Here is an 18,053-nt window from a genome sequence, read left to right as displayed (position 1 = left end):
GCCGTCGATCATACTCTTATGAGTGCTGAGTGAGCGACTAATGCTCTGATGCGAAGACGTCCAGCCGCTCCCCGGTGAGGACGTCGGCGGGATGCGGGCCCGCGGCGAGCAGCTGCGCCGTCCATTCCTCCGGCCAGGGGAAGGCGGTGGCCGCCAGCACAATGTTGCCCGGAAAACGCCCGGTGAACATAGACTTCTCGGCCAGTGCCGCCAGCCCCGCCCCGGGAATCCCTGACATGCCCTCCTGCAGTGCGCGGATCTGCCGGCGGCAGAAGGCCAGTCCCGGGTCGTCGCCCACATTCACCATCAGTACCCCGGCGGGGGAGAGCAGGCCTGCGGCCTCGGCGTAGAACTCGGGCGTAGTCAGGTGTTCCGGGGCGTCGGCTCCGGCAAAGACATCCAGCACAATGGCGTCGAAAGACCCCGGCTCCCAGCGGGAAAGCGCGTCGCGGGCGTCGCCGATGACGGTCTCCAGCACGGTGCCTTCGGGTAGCGGAAGGTGCGCGAGCACAAAGTCCAGCAGCTCCCGCTCCAGCTCCACGGCCGCCTGCTCCGAGCCCGGCCGCGTGGCCTGCAGGTAGCGGGTGAGGGTCAGCGCGCCGGCGCCCAGATGCAGGGTCCGCAACGGCTGCCCGGCGGGTGCGGCCAGGTCCAGCACGTTCCCGATCCGGCGCAGGTACTCGTAAAAGATCTCCTCCGGATGGGCCAGATTCACGTGCGACTGTTCCGCGCCGCCGATGCTCAGCACCCAGGCGCCGGGGGTAAACCCGTCCTCGGTGATGGTGGCATGGGCGCCGATGCCGCGCAGCAGCCGGGACGGTGTTTTATGGGGAGTCCTGTCCTGTGCCCCCATCAGAGCACCTGCCCCAGCTTGGAGAGGCGTTCGGCAGCTTCCTGCAGCACCTCTGTTTTCTTGCAGAACGCGAACCGCAGCAGCGAACTGGTGCGGCGGGCGCCGTCGTCGTGGCAGAAAACCGCCACCGGGATGGCGCCTACCCCCACCAGCTCGGGCAGCCGGCGGGCCAGTGCGGTGGCATCGGTGATGCCCAGGGGAGCGACGTCGGCGTTAACGAAGTAGGTGCCCTGCGGTTCAAAGACGGTCAGCCCGGCCGCGCGCAGTCCCTCGCTGAGGACGTCCCGCTTGGCCTGCAGGGTTGCGGCGATGCCGGTGAAGAACTCGTCCTCCAGGCCCAGGCCCAGCGCGATGGCGCCCTGGAACGGGGTGCCGGAGCTGTAGCTGAGGAAGGACTTCACGGCACGGACGGCCGCCACCAGCTCGGCCGGTCCGGAGAGCCAGCCGACCTTCCATCCGGTAAACGAGAACGTCTTTCCGGCCGAGGAAATGGTCAGGGTGCGCTCGGCCGCGCCGGGCAGTGTGGCGATGGGAATGTGCCGGGGGCCGAAGGTGAGGTGCTCATAAACTTCATCCGTGACGATCACGGCGTTGTACTTGGCGGCGAGCTCCACGATCCGCTGCAGCGTCGCGGCGGGAAAAACGGCGCCGGTGGGATTGTGCGGATTGTTGACCAGCACCACCCGGGTGCGCTCGGAGAAGGAATCCTCCAGAGTGGCCAGATCCGGCTGGAAGTCGGGAGCTCTCAGCGGCGCGGTGGTGTGCGTAGCACCGCTGAGCCCGATGACGGCGCCGTAGGAGTCATAGAACGGCTCGAAAGTCAGCACCTCATCGCCGGGGCCGGTGAGCGCGAGCAGGGCCGAGGCGATGGCTTCGGTGGCGCCGGTGCTGATAATGATCTCGGTGTCCGGGTCCAGGGAGATGCCGTAGAAGCGTTCCTGATGATCGGCGACGGCGTTGCGCAGCACCGGCAGGCCCTGTCCCGGGGCGTATTGGTTGGCGCCGGTGCTGATCGCCGCGCGGGCCGCTTCCCGGATGACCGCCGGACCGTCCTCATCGGGGAAGCCCTGGCCCAGGTTGATGGCGTTGTGCTTGCCGGAGAGGAGCGTAATCTCCTCGAAAATGGTGACGCCCAATGCGCCGTCCGCGCCCAGAAGGTTGGCGCCCGCTGCGGTGCGCTGCCAGGGCGGGGTTCCTCCTGCGGAGTCGGAGCGTAAAAGCGGCGTGGGGGAGGGGAAGCTCATGCCTTCCAGTATTACCCGCTTTGACCGGGTAGGCCTCCAACTGGATCCAGCGGCTCACAGGTCATCACCAACGCCACTGAGAAGTCCTGTGCTAGGCAGACCCGGGTGGCGAGAGCGGCGGAAATCTGAAGAATAACTCCCGATCGCGGAGGAAGGGTCATGCGCGGGGGTGATGTAGACAAGCAATTGCTAATCTATTACGAATTACATGTAACGACCGCTAGTCTTGATCCCAATATGGCTGAGGTGGGGGCCTGTCGGACAATCTAGATGCCGTACTTGTCGAGCTCATGAGGAGAACGAAATGTTGCCGTACAATGCAGTGTCGTCAATTGCGGTCCGCGATGTCATAAAAAGTCCTGGCTTCGAAACACAAGCCAACCGACTCTGGATTTATCGTGAAAAAACGCTGGTTTTCGATCTCGCCATTGGAGGGCTTACTTTCTGTTTGGACGTCTATCCCACTCAAGGAGAGACAATTTTCTCTGTCCTGGGAAGGGATGACACAACCAGACGAATTCTCAGGAACGCCTTAATTGGCAGAATCCCGATGGTTAAGAGCGACGGTGAACGCCATATCTTAGAAACCATGGGCGAGGAAAACTCGGCTTCCGGAATTGCGGCAAGAGCCGAAGACTGGGTTGTCTGGTTGACATCGGAGATCTCCCAGACGCTCAATATCAAAGTCAAAGGTTCTTCGGTGCCACCCGGATGTACAAGCCTTGCATGGTGGGACAAACGCCCTAATTTCGGGGACGCCATTGGACCGTGGCTTGTCGAACGCATCGTCGGAGCAAAGCCTATTAACGGTCGAAACTTGCATCTTCCCACGCCGCCCCTCTTTACTGTGGGTTCCATTCTCAGCTGGGTGGAACAGGACGGAACCACCGTTTGGGGATCGGGTCTCATGGCTCCACTTTCAGATGCGGACGTTGAGCGGCTTAGCACCAGAAAAGGTGTGGCAATCAAAGCCGTAAGGGGTGAACTTTCTCGAAACGAGCTAGTGTCCAAGCTGGGATGGAAAGTACCCCATATACTCGGTGATCCTGCTCTGCTGCTTCCAAGATTTTTACCGAAGAAGGAGGGCCAGTCTTCTGAAGGCAAGACGGTCCTTGTCCCTCATTTTTCACATGTTCGACATTTTGATATGTCCCGGCAACCGTCCGATCTCTATTTTGTCGACGTGGAGCAAGGGTTGGAGCAGGTGGTCCAAGAAATCGCCGCGGCTTCATGTTGCGTGTCCACGTCATTGCATGGGCTGATTGTGGCACAGGCATATGGTGTCCCCTGGGTTTGGATCCGGTTGGAAGACAACCCGCTGACGGGCGATGATTTCAAATTCCGCGACTTCTTCTCTACTCTCGATGCTTCAACAGTCGCAGTCCAGAACATGAGTACGTCTGCGTTGGTTGATTTGGACATTGTCGCCGTTGGAAAGGCAGCGGTTCTGCCTGAGCTGAATGTATCGCTGGATGATCTTCTGAGCGCTCTGCCGCTTTCCGGACAGCCTCGGTCTACACCGTTCGTCACGGCTCCACGGCTCCACGACCCAGTCGTCGTAGTCAAGGCGAGAGAACCCGAGATCACTGCGATCGCCCTGGGCCAGATTTCAGCGGCAACTGTCCTGCTGGATACTCAGGGTGCCAGCAGCGGGGTAAGTCTGAAGAGGTCAGCTTTGCGGGCGCCTGTGCGTTCACGACTATGGAGACGCATTAGCCGAATAGTGGGGTTGGCGAACGTGACTCGCTGGTAGCGGGAATTACCCGCTTTGACCGGGTAGATTCGACCTATGCGACGCGCGGTATGCCCCGGATCCTATGACCCCATCCACAATGGACACGTGGAGGTGATTGCGCGGGCCGCCAGCCTGTTCGATGAAGTCCTTGTAGCGGTGTCCACCAACTACGCCAAGAAGTACCGGTTTTCCGGGCCGGAACGCCTGGCCATGGCCCGCGAAACCCTCGGCGGGCTGCGCGGTGTCTCGGTGGTGCCAATGGGTGATGGCCTGCTGGCGGATTTCTGCCGCGAACACGGCGTGGACGCCATTGTGAAGGGGCTGCGGTCGGTGCAGGACTATCAGTATGAGCTGCCGATGGCCGTCATGAACCGTCACCTGACCGGCGTCGAAACCGTGTTTCTGCCGGCGGAAAGCCGGTACACGCACCTCTCCTCAACCCTGATCAAGGAAGTTTCAGCCCTGGGCGGCGATGTGTCTGAACTGGTGCCCCGGGCGTCGTACCGGCGGCTGCTGCAGGAACAGGGCGCCTAACGCGGCTGATCCAGCCGCTGGAGTCTGAGAGATGCTGGAGTCTGCGGACCCGGACTAAATTGCGCTGGCGCAGGCCGGCCGCAGCACTGCGGCCGCCAGCCCGCCGGTCTCCTCCACAAACCTGTCCAGCCACTGCTTGGCCGAGAAATCAGGTTCCGAAGCCACCATGGTGAGCTTCGCCGTCGTGCACTGGCTGATGTTAGTTTCCGCCCGCAGCAGGTGATAGCGGGAGGTGACAACAATCAGGTTGTCCCAGCCGTTGTCCGCGGCGAGGCGGGCAATGGCGCGGGCCTCGCCGCGTGTGGTCATCGGTTCGGGGAAGAAGCAGGTGACGGCGGCACTGGCAGGATCCTCGGTGACCGTGTCACCGCCGGTGTAGTCGCAGTACAGATCGGTGATCAGGTTGCCGGGTGTCTCCGTGCTGGAGAGCACCAGTTCCGGGGCAAGTCCCTCCAGGGCCAGTTCGCGCCCCACCGGAAACCGTTCCGCCGCCGCGCCCGCCAGGACCACCACGGCGTCGGCCTGTCCCGGCCCGCCTGCGTGCGCCGTGCCGCCCGCCTGCGTGCCTTCCGCCTGGGTGCCGCCCGCCTGGGGAAGTTCGGCGCCCTGCGGGTAGTAGAAGAGATTGACGGCCGCGAAAAGCCAGATCAGCAACGCCGAAAGGACAGCGGTTACTGCCACATCCACGCTGCGCGGAAAGCCGCGCTGGAGCCGGACCACAAGGCGGTGCGGCAGGGTGCGGAGGGAGGACAGCATCCCGCCAGCCTATGCGAGCAGAACGTCTGCCGGTAAACCCGTGGCCCCAAGGCCTGTAAACTGGAATGAGCAGCCCGCGCCCTGCCCTCACCGGGCAGTGGAACGGCGCAGTTTGAGAGAATCGGCCGTATCAGGCTAAGATGATATGTCGGTCTATGTTCTACAGGAGTTCTCATTAGCGTTCAGTCGCGGATTTATCCGGGTTCGTCGCCCTTGGCCATTAGTGTCAAGGATCTTGGGCGTAGCCCGGGAGTCATGCGGACTATGCACGAACATGTTCCGGCACCGAAGGACTTCGGTGTTGCGCTTATCGGCGTGCCGGAAGGAACAGATCTTGATCTGGACCTGAGGTTCGAAGCCGTGCACGAGGGGATTTTGGTATCCGGAACCGTCATCGCTCCTGTTCAGGGAGAGTGCGGACGGTGCCTGAAGCCCATCGCGTACGACGAGGAAGTCGATGTGCAGGAACTCTTCTATTACGAGGACTCTGAGTCTTTCGGAACAGAAGAGGAAGAAGAGCAACACCGGATCGAGCGAGATGTCATCGATCTTGAACCGGTTTTGCGGGACGCAGTGGTAACCGCCCTGCCGTTCCAGCCGGTGTGCCGGGAGGACTGCGAAGGCCTTTGCTCCGAATGCGGAGCGCGCCTTGAGGAGGATCCGGGTCACCACCACCAAAGCGTGGATCCTCGCTGGGCAGCCCTCTCCGGGCTGGCTGGCAGCGCCGCAGACAATTCTGCGGCAACAAGTACAGAGTCAGACGAGAGAGAAGAGAGTTAGTCGTGGCTGTTCCCAAGCGGAAAATGTCCCGCTCGAATACGCGTGCACGCCGGTCCCAGTGGAAGGCAACTGCCCCCAACCTGGTGAAAACCGTTGAGAACGGCCGCGTTACCTACAGCCTGCCTCACCAGGCCAAGGTCGTGACCGACTCAGCTGGTACCGCGCTGTTCCTTGAATACAAGGGCCGCAAGGTAGCGGACGTCTAAAACAGTGTTCTCTTTCCGGTACGGGCAGCCGGGCCGGGAGTTGAATACTGCTTTTCGGGTCAAAACCAAAAAGTGAAGAATACTGAAGAGCTTTTGAAGCGTCTCGGTGTCGATATCGACGCCGGGACGCTTCGTCTTGCACTCACACACCGTTCCTACGCCTACGAGCAGGGCGGCATCCCCACGAACGAACGCCTGGAGTTCCTGGGTGACTCAATCCTGGGCTTCTCCGTCACCGACGCCCTGTACCGGGACAACCCAGACCTGTCCGAGGGCGAGCTGGCCAAGCGCCGCTCCGCCGTCGTCAGCACCCGTGCGTTGGCCGGCGTTGCCCGCGACCTTGAGCTGGGCCAGTACATCCTGCTGGGCCAGGGTGAGAAGCTGACCAACGGCCGGGACAAGTCCTCCATTCTGGCGGACACCACCGAAGCCGTGATCGGCGCCGTCTACCTGTGCCACGGAATCGAAACCGCCCGCGCCATGGTGATGCGCCTGATCGGACCGCTGCTGCGCAACGCCGACGCCCTGGGCGCCGGCACCGACTGGAAGACCAGCATCCAGGAGATCGCGGCCAGCCGGAAACTCGGCGACATCCATTACCAGGTCACCGGCTCCGGTCCCGACCACTCCCGTAGCTTCGTTGCCGTGCTCCACATCGGCGACAAGCCCTACGGCAGCGGTGTTGGCCATTCCAAGAAGGAAGCGGAGCAGGAAGCTGCCGCCGCCACCTGGAAAATGATCTGCCCCTCAGGCACCACGGCCGCCGGAGCCTAGCTCCGTGCCCGAACTGCCCGAAGTGGAAGTGGTCCGCCGCGGACTGGCCTCATGGGTCCGCGGCCGGACCATCACCGGCGTCGACATCCTCGACGCCCGCTCCGTGCGCCGCCACGCCGCCGGCCCCGAGGACCTCATCGGCAACCTTGAGGGCGCGGTAGTCACCGATGTGGTGCGCCGCGGCAAATTCCTGTGGCTGCCGCTGCTGGAGGCTGCTCCGTCAGCGGTTGTCCCGGGCGGGCACGACGACGGCACCGTCCCTGACGCGCACGACGGCGCTCCCCGGCTGGCGCTGATGGCGCACCTGGGCATGAGCGGGCAGCTGCTGATGGAAGATCCGCACCTGCCGGACGAGAAGCACCTCAAGGTCCGTTTCCGCCTCAGCCCCGCCGTTTCCGCGGACGGAAGTCCGATGCCCGCCGAACTGCGCTTTGTGGACCAGCGGATCTTCGGGGGAGTGTTCCTCACCGACCTACTGCCGACCCCCGACGGGGCGCCCGGCGGTCTCTCGGAAACCGGGCTGCCCCTGATCCCGGAAGAAGCCGCCCATATTGCCCGGGATCCGCTGGACCCGGCGTTCTCCTTTGACGAGTTTTACGCCCGGCTGCGCAAGCGGCGCACCGGCATCAAGCGGGCGCTGCTGGACCAGGGGCTGGTGTCCGGGGTGGGCAATATTTACGCGGACGAATCCCTATGGGCGGCCAAGCTGCATTTCGCCCGGCCCACCGACACCATGCGGCGTGCCGACGCGCTGCGCCTGATCGAGTCCGCCCGCGACGTGATGACCCGTGCGCTGGACGCCGGCGGAACCAGCTTCGATTCGCTGTACGTGAATGTGAACGGTGCTTCCGGATATTTCTCCCGCTCCCTGAACGCCTACGGCCGCGAGGGCGAAACGTGTCCGCGGTGCGCCGCCGTCGGGCTGTCCACCCTGATCCGGCGGGATTCGTTCATGAATCGTTCCTCGTACAGTTGCCCGGTCTGCCAGCCCCGGCCGCGGAACGGCCGCTGGTAGGTCCTTTCCGGCGTCGGCGGCTTCCCTTCGCCCGTGCCCTTCAGACCTGCACACCGGTTGAGCTGGCACCCGGCCCGGCCCGGCCCGGCCCGGCCCGGCCCGGCCCGGCCCGGCCCGGCCCGGCCCGGCCGGACCCGACCTTCCGGCCGGACTGTGTGTGCACCTCTGGCGGCTTGCCCGCGGGTGGTTCCACTCGTGTGTGCAGATATGGCGACTTCACGCCGTCAGCACCCGCCAGAGCTGCACACGGGGTGGCCGAGACAGTCTGCGCGGGCTGCGGGGCGCCGGTCACGAGCTGCGAAGCTCCGCCAGGACCCCGGGATGCTCTACCAGCACGCTGCGAAGCTCCGCCCGTACCCCGTCCGCACTCTGTGTGCAGCTATGGCGACTTGTGTGCGGATGATTGCCGTCGTGTGTGCAGATATGGCGACTTCACGCCGTCCGCACCCGCCGTACCTGCACACCGGGTGAGCCGGCATCCGTCCCGACCCGCCAGACCTGCACACTGGTTGAGTCGGCGCCCGGCCCGACCAGCCAGAGCTGCACACCGGGTGGCCGAGACAGTCTGCGCAGGCTGCCGGGTACCGGTCAGGACCCGGGAAGCTCCGCCAGCACGCCGTCGGTGAAGGGCGGCCAGACCTCGGCCGCCCAGGGGCCGAAATTCCGGTCGGTCAGGGCGACGGCGGCAGCACCGGCGTCGGGATCCACCCACAGGAAGGTGCCGGACTGCCCGAAGTGACCGAACGTCCGCGGCGAGCTGTTCGCCCCGGTCCAGTGCGGAGACTTGGAGTCCCGGATCTCGAAGCCCAGGCCCCAGTCGTTCTGCTTCTGCCGGCCGAAGCCCGGAAGCACGCCGGCCAGGCCGGGAAAGACCACGGTGGTTGCCTCGGCCAGGCGCCCGGGTGCGGTGAGCACCGGCTGCTGCAGTTCTGCAGCGAAGCGGGCCAAATCAGCCACCGTGGAGACGCCGCCGGCAGCAGGGGATCCTTCCAACGCGGTGGAGTTCATGCCCAGGGGAGTCAGGACGCCGTCGTGCAGGTATTCGGCCATGGGAATACCGGTGGCTTCCTCCAGGGTTTCGCCCAGCACTTCGAATCCGGCGTTCGAATACAGCCGACGGGTGCCGGGTGCATAGCGGACGGTGCGTTCGGCAAAGTCGTAGCCGGCGCTGTGGGTCAGCAGATGCCGCAGGGTTGAGCCCTCGGGCCCGGCGGGCTGATCCAGTTCCAGGGCGCCTTCATCCAGAGCCACCAGCATGCTGTACGCGGTCAGCAGCTTGGTCACCGAGGCCAGCGGATACCGGCGCTTGATGTCACCAGCGGTGCCCGCCACTGTACCGTCGGCCAGGATGACGGCGGCGGAGGCGTGCTCAACCGGCCAGTTTTCAATAACGTTGACGCTGTCCATGAAATCCTCTGCTGTGAAAAGGCGGGCAGCCGCTCAGGCGGCGGAGCCGCCGTAATGGGCCGCGAGCCGGCGCATGCCGTCCTCCACGGTGACCTCGGGCGTCCAGTCCAGCACTTCGCGGGTGCGGCGCTGGTCAAACCAGTGGGAGGTGGAGAGCTGCTCGGCCAGGAAACCGGTCATGGGCGGCTCGTCGTGCACCAGCCCGCGGGTTCCGGCGGCCAGCCAGGCCCGTTCGATCACGGATCCGGCGCCGCGGGCCAGCCAGCCCGGAACACTCCACGCCGGCGGAGTGACTCCGGCGGCGGTGCAGATGCCGGCCAGGAGTTCTCCCACCGGGCGGGGCTGGCCGTTGGTGACCACCAGCGCCTGGCCGTGGGCATGGTCCATGCGCTCGAGTCCGCGAACAATTGCGGCCGCGGCGTTGGCGATGTAGGTGGTGTCAATGAGGGCGGCGCCGCCGTTGAGCAGGGGGAGCCGCCCGGACCGGGCCCGGCCAATGACGCGTTCCACCAGCTGGGTGTCCCCCGGGCCCCAGACGATGTGCGGGCGGATGGCTCCCACCCGGAACGCGGGGGAATCTTCGGCCAGGGCGAGCAGCTCGGCCGCGGCCTTGGACCGGGCGTAGAAGCCGCGTGCCCGCTCCGGATCGGCGGTTCCGGCACCGGCTCCGGCAATGGGTTCACCGAAGTGCGCCACCGAGGGGGAGGAGACAAAAACGAAATCCCGGACCCCGGCAGCCTTGGACGCCTCGATCAGCGTCCGCGTGCCAGTGATGTTGGTGTCCACGAAATCCTGCCACTCACCGGTGAAGGAAACCTTCGCCGCCAGATGCACGACGGCGTCAATCCCCTCCACAGCGCGGGCTACAGCGGCGGGGTCGGAGACGGAACCGGCAACGGAGTCGATGTCTGCGGCCACGTTTCCAGCGGGCATCGGCGTGCGCTGCAGGGTCCGGACCGTGTGGCCCTTTTCCGCCAGCAGCCGGGCCACAGCCCCGCCGAGCAGTCCGCTGGCGCCGGTCACCAGCACGCGCCGGGGCGCTCCGGAAAGCGCCTCTGAGGCAGCTCCGGAAGCGTCCGGCTGCGAAGTGGAACTCACTTACGCCCCCCGGTACCGGGCACCTTGGCGTTTCCGCCGGCCAGGATCGTGTCGGCCCAGCCGGCCAAGGCCGTGCGGTCAATCTTGGAATTGTGCCGGATGTCTGTGGGCATGGCCGGCAGGACCAAAACCGCTGCCAGCTCCAGTCCGGCCCCGGCGGCAACCTGTGCCCGCACGGCGGCAGCCAGATCCTGCGGGGCGGTGCCGGGACGGTGGACGGGATCCACCAGTTCCAGGACAGCCACCGGAACCTGTGTTCGGGCAGGTCCCACACCTACGACGGCGGCACGGCCCACGGCAGGCACGGACTCCGCGGCCTGCTCCGCGGCAACCGGGGTCACCACGCCGTCGGGCGTTGTCAGGATGTGCCCCAGGCGGCCTTCCACCCAGAGCCGGCCCTGCTCGTCCAGGTGCCCGACGTCGCCGGTCCGGTGCCAGCCCGGCAGCGAGGCGCTCTTGGATTCGGTGATCCAGAGCCTGTCGTAGCGGTCCTTGACATGCGGGGCAGAGACCAGGATTTCACCGGTAAGACCGGGTTCCACCAGCGGTGTGTTCCCGACGGAACCGTCAGGGGCCAGCACGGCGATGGCCACCTGCGCGCCGGATACCGGGGTGCCCACGCAGACGCCGTTGCCGGCACCCGCGGCCCGGATTTCATCCAGGCTAATGTCCGTCACCGGCAGCGCCTCGGTCATTCCGTACGGGGTGTGCAGTTCAGCGTTGGGCGTCAGGGCGGAGACCCGGGCCAGCAGCGGCTCGGGAATGGGAGCACCGGCCGAAAGCAGCAGCTCCACCCGGGCCAGGGCCTTGCGCTGGTCCGGATCCAGGTCCCCGGAAGTGGCCAGCACATTGACCAGGGCGGCCGGAGAGGCAAAGACGGTGGTCGCGCGCACGGCGGCGGCGGCGTCGGCCAATGCCGCAGCGGTGAGGGTGCGCGGGGAGGTGACATTCATGTCCGGAGTCACCGAGGTGGCGCCCAGCGCCGGTCCCAGCAGGGCAAACGGCGCAAACCCGGCCACCAGCGAGGTGCCGGCCTGCAGGTTGTAGGTGTTCTTGAGCGCATCGCGCATGGCCGTGAGCTGGCGGTGCGTGTACACCACGCCCTTGGCCGGTCCGGTGGAGCCGGAGGTGAAGAGCACAGCGGCGTCGGCGTCCGGATCGGTGCGCAGCCACGGCACTTCGGCGTCCTCGCCGGCGGTGATCAGCTCGGGCACCGAGTATGCCACGCCCAGCAGGCGCGCCTTGGCGGGGGACAGCGTTTCGGCGCTGATCCGGATCCCGGGCCAGCCGAAGGCCTTCGCCCCGATCAGGGCCCGTTCAATGCCGATCAGGTAGGCCGGACCGGCGCCCTTGATGGCGCGGCCCATGCCCTTGGTGCCCAGCCCGGCGTCGGCGACGACAATCACGGCGCCCAGGCGCAGGCAGGCGTAAATCAGCGCGGTAAGTTCAATGCCCGGCGGCACCAGCAGGTTCACGCGGTCCCCGGGACGGACGCCGGCGGCGGACAGCCCGGCGGCCAGCCGGTTGACCCGGGTGGCCAGCTCGGCCCAGGAGAGGATGGCCGGGGCGCTGCCGGCCGGGGCGCCCAGCGGCGCCATATCGACGACGGCGGGGGAGGAGTCGGTCCCGCGCTCGTCCAGTTCCGCGAGCATGGGCCGGAAGACGCCCAGCCCGGCCGCGGCCCGGCTGCGGATCTCCCGGTTCTCGGTGCCCGGCCCCTTCTGCAGCCAGCTGAAGATGGGCGCGGTGATGTCCACGTCTTCGGGCAGCAGGTGGCTGGCGCCTTCGAAGCGGTGCACATCGGCCTGCGGCAGGCGGTCCATCAGGTCCCGCAGGTAGCGGTCGGAGAAGACCGGATCCTTGGGCCCCCACAGCATGAGCGCGGGGACGTCCAGGCGTTTGATGCCCTCGGCCACCCGGTTCAGGGTGCGCCAGCTCGGATGCGTGGATTCGGCCGGGATGTCGGCAACGAAGTTTGCGACGCCGTCGCGCCGGGCGGCGCCGCGGTAGGGGGCGGCGAAGGCTGCCCGCACGTCTTTGGCCAGAGCCGGCTGCGCCAGGGAGTGGGTGACGCGGATGAAGGCGTCGGTGGTTTTGGTGCCCCAGCCGTGGACGGCCGGGTGCAGCGCCAGGCGCAGGGCCGGCGGCACGTCGAAGCCGGCCGGATGCACGGCGGTGTTGGTCAGGATGATGCCGGCCAGCTGGCTGCGGTGCTTCAGCGCCCAGCCCAGCGAAATCAGGCCGCCCCAGTCATGGCCCACCGTGATGACCTTGCCGGTCAGGCCCAGCGCGTCGGTGAGGTCGCCGAGGTCCGTGATGCGGTCCTCAAGCCGGCGGAAGGCGCCGGTCCGGGCGGAGAAGCCCAAGTCCAGCTGGTCGACGGCGACCACGCGCCAGGGCTGTTCGGCGTCCGCACCCGCGGCGAGCAGGCTGCGCCAGAGATAGGACCAGGTGGGATTGCCGTGCACGCACAGTAGGGTGCCGGCCGGCTCGACGCCGCGGGCCGCGAGATCAGGGCCGTTGTCCAGCACGTGCCACTTGTGGGCGGTTCCGGGACGGTCAACTGCCGCCGTCGAGGGAACCTGGAGAAAGGAAGACCAGGATTCCGCGACGCCGGGCCACAGCTCGGTCACCACGCAATCTCCATCATGGTGGTGTTCAGGCCCGAGCCCACGCCCATGCACAGCACCCGGTCACCCGGGTTCAGGGAGCGGGCTTCCTGGGCCAGGGTCATCGGCAGCGACGCCGGCCCCACATTGCCCCAGCGCGGGAAGGTGATCGGCACCCGCTCCCGGACCAGATCCACCGCCTTAATGATGGCGTTGGTGTAGGAGTTGGAGACCTGGTGGGTGACGTAGCGGTCCATGGACCGCCAGTTCCAACCCTTGTCCTCGTGGGCCTCGTTCCAGGCGTCCACCACCAGTTCCAGACCGCCGTCCAGCAGGCCCTTGGTATCCGTAAACATGCCGTCCACCCCGCCGACGCACAGTTCATGGTGCTGGGTGCCGGCCCGGGAGACACCGCCCACAATGCGGTGCGAGCCGGGATGCTCGTCGGCGCGGCCGATCACGGCGGCGGCTGCGCCGGAGCCCAGCGTCAGGGTGGCGAACTCGCGCAGGTAATCCTGGCGGGTGGAGTCGGGGCTGTTCAGCCGCCGGAAGGTTGCTTCCTGGGTGCCCTGCGCATCTTCGCCGGCAACGATCAGGGCGTACTTGATCTGGCCTGATTCGATCATGTTTGCGGCCATGGTAATGCCGTTGACAAAGCCCAGGCATGCGTTGGCCAGGTCAAAGTTCATGGCGGAAGACGGCAGACCCAGATGATGGTGGATCTTCACGGCCACTGAGGGCTCAAGGTTCCGCCGGGTCACCGAGGTGTTGATCAGGAGCCCGATTTCCGAGGGCTCAACACCGGCCTCGGCAATCGCCTTCGCGCCCGCCTCGATGGCTGCGTCATCGAAGGTTGTCCCCGGGGACCACCAGCGTCGTTCACTGACGCCGGCCACCCGCTCCAGGAGGCGTTTGGAGAGCCGCAGCCGTTTCAGGGACGGCGCAAGCCGTTCGTCGAATTCAGCTGAGGTCATAACCACCGGTGCTTCAACGCTCGTGACGCTGAGAAGGGCCGTGTTTTCGTGCTGGAAGTTGAAGTTCCCGGTCAAAATGCCTGCCTTGTCTCCTGCTGAAGTGATCGCGCTGGCTGGCTGGAGGGAGCCTGCATCCACGTTTTGATTCACTTGTACCTTAGAGAATCCTACGTTCCCCTTGGGGCCGAAGGGACTCGCAGACCGGGATTACGCTCTGCGAGTACTGCAGTTAAGTCTCAGGCACCAAGTAGATTGAGGGAATCACCCGACAGCAAGAAAGATTAGCCACAGTGCATTTGAAGACGCTGACCATGCGTGGATTTAAGTCCTTCGCATCAGCCACCACGTTCGAGTTTGAACCCGGTGTGACCGCTGTGGTGGGGCCCAACGGCTCCGGAAAATCCAATGTGGTGGACGCCCTGGCATGGGTGATGGGGGAGCAGGGAGCCAAGACCCTGCGCGGCGGGAAGATGGAAGACGTCATTTTTGCCGGCACCAGCGGGCGCCCGGCGCTGGGCCGCGCGCAGGTGTCCCTCACCATAGACAACGCCGACGGCGCCCTGCCGATCGAATACTCCGAAGTCACCATTTCGCGGACGCTTTTCCGGGCCGGCGGTTCCGAATATGCCATTAACGGGGCCCCCGCCCGGCTGCTGGATATCCAGGAACTGCTCTCCGATTCCGGGCTGGGTCGTGAGATGCATGTCATAGTGGGCCAGGGTCAGCTGGATCGGATCCTGCACGCCGGTGCGCAGGAGCGCCGCGGGTTCATCGAGGAAGCCGCCGGCATCCTCAAACACCGCCGCAGACGGGAAAAAACCGTACGGAAACTCGAGGCGATGCAGGCCAACCTCGCCCGGCTGACGGACCTGACCTCGGAACTGCGCCGCCAGCTCGGACCGCTGGGCAAACAGGCCGCCGTCGCCCGCCGGGCCCGCACCGTCCAGCAGGACGTGCGCGATGCCCGGGCCCGGCTGCTCGCCGATGACCTGGTGACCCTGACCGGAACCCTGGCCCGGGACGCGGCCGAGGAGGCGGCACTGCTGGCCCGCCGTGACGCCGCCGCCGCCGCACTGGCCGCGGCCCGCTCCCGCCAGGCTGAACTGGAAGCCCTGGCCGCACAGGCCACCCCGCAGGTCAACGCCGCGCGGGACACCTGGTATGCGCTGTCCTCGCAGCGCGAACGCTACCTGTCCCTGAGCGCACTGGCTCAGGAACGGCGCAGGCTGCTGGGTTCCTCCGAACACCGTGAAGACACCGGCACCGATCCGGAACGCCTGCAGGTCTCCGCCCAACGGGTCCGCGCCGAGGCTGCCGCCCTGCAGGAAACGATCGAGGAACGCCGCGGTGCGCTCCAAGACGCCGAGGAAATCCGTGCCGCCGCCGAAGAGGATGCCGCTGCCGAAGAGCAGCGCCTGGCCGCCGTCCTCCGGGCTGCAGCGGACCGCCGTGAAGGCCTGGCCCGGATTGCCGGCGCCGTGGGCTCGGCCCGCTCCCGGGTGGACGCCGTGGAGGCGGAACTGGGCCGGCTGCGCGCCTCGATCAGCGCAGGCGAGGAACGCCGCCGCCTGGCGCAGCAGGAATTCACCGCCCTGGAGAACTCCGCGGCGGGCGCCGAGGAAGGCGAGGAAGGGCTCGACGCCGAGTACGAGGACGCGCTGGCCGAGCTTGACGGCGCCGCCGCCGCGCTGGAGGAACTGCGCCGCACCAGGCAGGACGCCGAACGCGAAAAGGAAACGCTGACCGCGCGCCGTGATGCACTGCGCGTGGGGCTGGACCGCCGCGACGGTTCGGCCGTGCTGCTGGACGCCGGGGTGGAGGGCGTGCTAGCACCGTTCTCGGCGCTGCTCACCGTCCGGCCCGGCTGCGAACGCGCCGTCACCGCTGCGCTGGGTTCTGCGGCGTCGGCTGTGGCCGTAACCGATACCGCCGCAGCGGTCCGGGCCCTGACACATCTTAAAGACGCCGACGGCGGCCAGGTGGACCTGGTGCTGGCAACGCCCGAAAGCGCCCGCCCGGGGTCCGGACACGCCACCTCAGGGGATGCCGCATCCGGGCGCAGCACTTATGAACGCAGCACTTATGAACGCAGCGCTTTCGAAGATGGCGCGTCCGGGGCTGCGGCGCTCGCTGCCGGGGTTATCTGGGCGGCGGACGCCGTTCAGGCGCCCGAGGAGCTGCAGCAGACTCTGGACCGGCTACTGGATGGCGTGGTGATTGTGGGCTCCCTTGCGGAGGCGGCCGCCCTGCTGGGCGAGCACCCGGAGCTGACGGCCGTCACCTCAGGCGGAGAAGTCCTCTCCGTCTTTTCCGGCCGAGGCGGGTCCGCCTCGGCACCGGGCCTGCTTGAACTGCAGGCCGCGGTGGAGGAAACCGAGGCGCGGATCCAGGCCGCGGCGGCCCGCTCCGAACGGGCGGGGTTCGCCCTTTCCGGGGCTGTTGACCGCCGGGACGCCGCGCAAAAGCGAGCCGACGAAGCCCTGGCCTCCCTGCACGACTCCGATGCCCGTCTGGCTGCCGTCGCGGAACGGCTCGGCACTCTCGGTTCGGCCCTGCGCTCGGCCGTGGGCGAGTCCGAACGCCTCAAACAGCTGGTGTCCGCCGCCGAAGTCAACCTCGCTGCTGAACAGGAATCCCTGGCAGCTGCTGCGGAACGGCTGGCTGCAGCCAACAACGTCCCCGCCGATGCAGAGCCGTCCACGGAACAGCGCGAGGCGCTCGCCCTCGCCGCAGCCGCCGCCCGCCGGGCGGAAACCGAGGCGCGGCTGGCCCTGCGCTCCGCAGAAGAACAGCACAAGGCCGTGGTCGGCAGGGTGGCAGGTCTGGAACGGGCTGCGGAAAGTGAACGCCGGGCCCGCGCCGCCGCTGAGGTTCGCGCCCGGCGTCGTGCCCTGCAGGCAGCGAAAGCAGCCGCCGTGGCCGAAGCCGCGCAGACGGTGCTGGGTTTCCTGGACGTGTCGCTGACAGCGGCGGCAGCCGGGCGGGACTCCGCCGAGGCCGTGCGCACCGCCTGGGACAGGGAACTGGCCGAGGTCCGCACCGCTGCAGCCGCTGCCGCGGCGGAGGTTGCCCGGCTTACTGATTCCGTGCACCGCGATGAGCTGATCCGCGCCCAGCAGCAGCTGCGCGTGGAGGCGCTGGAAGCACGCGCCATCGAGGAACTGGGTCTGACCCCGGAGCATTTGGTGGCCGAGTTCGGGCCGGATCAGCCGGTTCCGGTGCCCGTGGCCCCCGCCGATTTCCCCGGAATGTCCGGGGCATCCGGGGACAAATGGGCGGCCCTGCATGCGCCCGTGGACGAGGACGGAAACCCGCTTACCACCGGTGTTCCCTATGACCGGGCGGTGCAGGAAAAGCGGCTGAAGCAGGCCGAGCGCGACCTGGCCTCGCTGGGCCGGGTCAATCCGCTGGCACTGGAAGAATTTGCGGCACTGGAAGAGCGGCACACCTTCCTCAGCACCCAGCTGGAGGACCTGAAGGCCACCCGCCGTGACCTGCTGGACCTCATCAAGGACGTGGACCGGAAGGTGGAGGAAGTGTTCACTGCCGCCTATCGGGACACCGCCGAACAATTTGAACGCGTGTTCGCCACCCTGTTCCCGGGCGGAGAGGGCCGGCTGGTGCTGACCGATCCGGGCGACATGCTCACCACCGGCATCGAGATCCAGGCCCGGCCGGCCGGAAAAAAGATCAAGCGGCTGTCGCTGCTTTCCGGCGGCGAGCGGTCCCTGACCGCGGTGGCCCTGCTGGTGGCCATCTTCAAGGCCCGGCCCTCGCCGTTCTACGTCATGGACGAAGTGGAAGCCGCGTTGGATGACACCAACCTGAGCCGGCTGATCACCATCTTCGAGGAGCTGAAGGAATCCAGCCAGCTGATTGTCATCACGCACCAGAAGCGGACCATGGAAGTTGCGGACGCGCTGTACGGGGTGACAATGCAGGGCGACGGCGTCTCCACCGTCATCAGCCAGCGCCTGGACAAGACTGCCGACTCCGCCCGCTGACTTGCCTCGGCCGAGTGTAGAGCTCCTGCCGGAATAAACGTTCGAAACCGGCAGGAGCGCGACA

General features: G+C 66.7%; 14 protein-coding genes. 7 read left to right on the top strand and 7 right to left on the bottom strand.

What is annotated here, in order from left to right; all coding sequences use genetic code 11:
- Positions 1–37: 37 nt before the first annotated feature.
- The gene (locus ABIB35_RS06240; RefSeq protein WP_354179804.1) at positions 38–853 is read right to left on the bottom strand and encodes a spermidine synthase; all 816 of its coding nucleotides are present in this window, start codon (positions 851–853) and stop codon (positions 38–40) included.
- Positions 853–2,097, bottom strand: a complete 1,245-nt coding sequence (locus ABIB35_RS06235; RefSeq protein ID WP_354179803.1) for an aminotransferase class I/II-fold pyridoxal phosphate-dependent enzyme — start codon at positions 2,095–2,097, stop codon at positions 853–855. Before ABIB35_RS06235 ends, ABIB35_RS06240 begins: the two co-directional genes overlap by 1 nt.
- Before the next feature lie 304 nt (positions 2,098–2,401).
- On the opposite strand from ABIB35_RS06235, the gene ABIB35_RS06230 reads away from it, so the two are divergent.
- Together ABIB35_RS06230 and coaD are read left to right on the top strand one after the other, a co-directional pair.
- Positions 2,402–3,850: a polysaccharide pyruvyl transferase family protein gene (locus tag ABIB35_RS06230; RefSeq protein ID WP_354179802.1), complete on the top strand. Its 1,449-nt coding sequence runs from the start codon at positions 2,402–2,404 to the stop codon at positions 3,848–3,850.
- Positions 3,851–3,886: 36 nt separating this feature from the next.
- Complete coding sequence (gene coaD / locus ABIB35_RS06225) at positions 3,887–4,366, top strand: pantetheine-phosphate adenylyltransferase (RefSeq protein ID WP_354179800.1); 480 nt, start codon at positions 3,887–3,889, stop codon at positions 4,364–4,366.
- A 54-nt stretch (positions 4,367–4,420) separates the two neighbouring features.
- Here coaD and ABIB35_RS06220 read toward each other — a convergent pair whose 3' ends face one another.
- Positions 4,421–5,122 carry a YdcF family protein gene (locus ABIB35_RS06220; RefSeq protein WP_354179798.1) on the bottom strand — a complete coding sequence of 234 codons (702 nt, stop codon included), beginning with the start codon at positions 5,120–5,122 and terminating at the stop codon, positions 4,421–4,423.
- A gap of 213 nt (positions 5,123–5,335) precedes the next feature.
- On the opposite strand from ABIB35_RS06220, the gene ABIB35_RS06215 reads away from it, so the two are divergent.
- The 4 genes from ABIB35_RS06215 (at position 5,336) to mutM (ending at position 7,897) form a co-directional block, all read left to right on the top strand.
- Positions 5,336–5,902, top strand: a complete 567-nt coding sequence (locus ABIB35_RS06215) for a YceD family protein (RefSeq protein ID WP_354179797.1) — start codon at positions 5,336–5,338, stop codon at positions 5,900–5,902.
- Between the two features lie 2 nt (positions 5,903–5,904).
- Positions 5,905–6,108, top strand: coding sequence for a 50S ribosomal protein L32 (gene rpmF / locus ABIB35_RS06210; protein WP_055240805.1), 204 nt, complete (start codon positions 5,905–5,907; stop codon positions 6,106–6,108).
- 72 nt (positions 6,109–6,180) lie between these two features.
- The gene (rnc, locus tag ABIB35_RS06205) at positions 6,181–6,882 is read left to right on the top strand and encodes a ribonuclease III (protein WP_354179795.1); all 702 of its coding nucleotides are present in this window, start codon (positions 6,181–6,183) and stop codon (positions 6,880–6,882) included.
- Between the two features lie 4 nt (positions 6,883–6,886).
- A complete protein-coding gene (gene mutM / locus ABIB35_RS06200; protein ID WP_354179793.1) occupies positions 6,887–7,897 on the top strand; it encodes a bifunctional DNA-formamidopyrimidine glycosylase/DNA-(apurinic or apyrimidinic site) lyase in 1,011 nt (336 codons plus the stop codon).
- Positions 7,898–8,485: 588 nt separating this feature from the next.
- Here mutM and ABIB35_RS06195 read toward each other — a convergent pair.
- From ABIB35_RS06195 to ABIB35_RS06180, 4 genes are read right to left on the bottom strand one after another with little or no spacing between them, the layout of a single operon-like run.
- A complete protein-coding gene (locus tag ABIB35_RS06195; protein WP_354179792.1) occupies positions 8,486–9,304 on the bottom strand; it encodes a serine hydrolase domain-containing protein in 819 nt (272 codons plus the stop codon).
- Positions 9,305–9,337: 33 nt separating this feature from the next.
- Entirely contained in the window at positions 9,338–10,402 is a 1,065-nt protein-coding gene (locus ABIB35_RS06190) for an NAD-dependent epimerase/dehydratase family protein (RefSeq protein WP_502915736.1), read from the bottom strand.
- The gene (locus ABIB35_RS06185) at positions 10,399–13,038 is read right to left on the bottom strand and encodes an alpha/beta fold hydrolase (RefSeq protein ID WP_354179790.1); all 2,640 of its coding nucleotides are present in this window, start codon (positions 13,036–13,038) and stop codon (positions 10,399–10,401) included. Before ABIB35_RS06185 ends, ABIB35_RS06190 begins: the two co-directional genes overlap by 4 nt.
- Positions 13,032–14,060: a 3-oxoacyl-ACP synthase III gene (locus ABIB35_RS06180; RefSeq protein ID WP_354179789.1), complete on the bottom strand. Its 1,029-nt coding sequence runs from the start codon at positions 14,058–14,060 to the stop codon at positions 13,032–13,034. Before ABIB35_RS06180 ends, ABIB35_RS06185 begins: the two co-directional genes overlap by 7 nt.
- A gap of 215 nt (positions 14,061–14,275) precedes the next feature.
- Here ABIB35_RS06180 and ABIB35_RS06175 point away from each other — a divergent pair, with 215 nt between their 5' ends.
- Complete coding sequence (locus tag ABIB35_RS06175) at positions 14,276–17,989, top strand: chromosome segregation SMC family protein (RefSeq protein WP_354179788.1); 3,714 nt, start codon at positions 14,276–14,278, stop codon at positions 17,987–17,989.
- Positions 17,990–18,053 lie beyond the last annotated feature (64 nt).

It is taken from the genome of Arthrobacter sp. UYP6, from assembly GCF_040547315.1.
In the GTDB taxonomy this organism is placed as follows: Bacteria; Actinomycetota; Actinomycetes; order Actinomycetales; family Micrococcaceae; genus Arthrobacter_B.
Note: the sequence above shows the minus strand (reverse complement) of the source record. Positions and strands in the feature narration are given on the sequence as shown.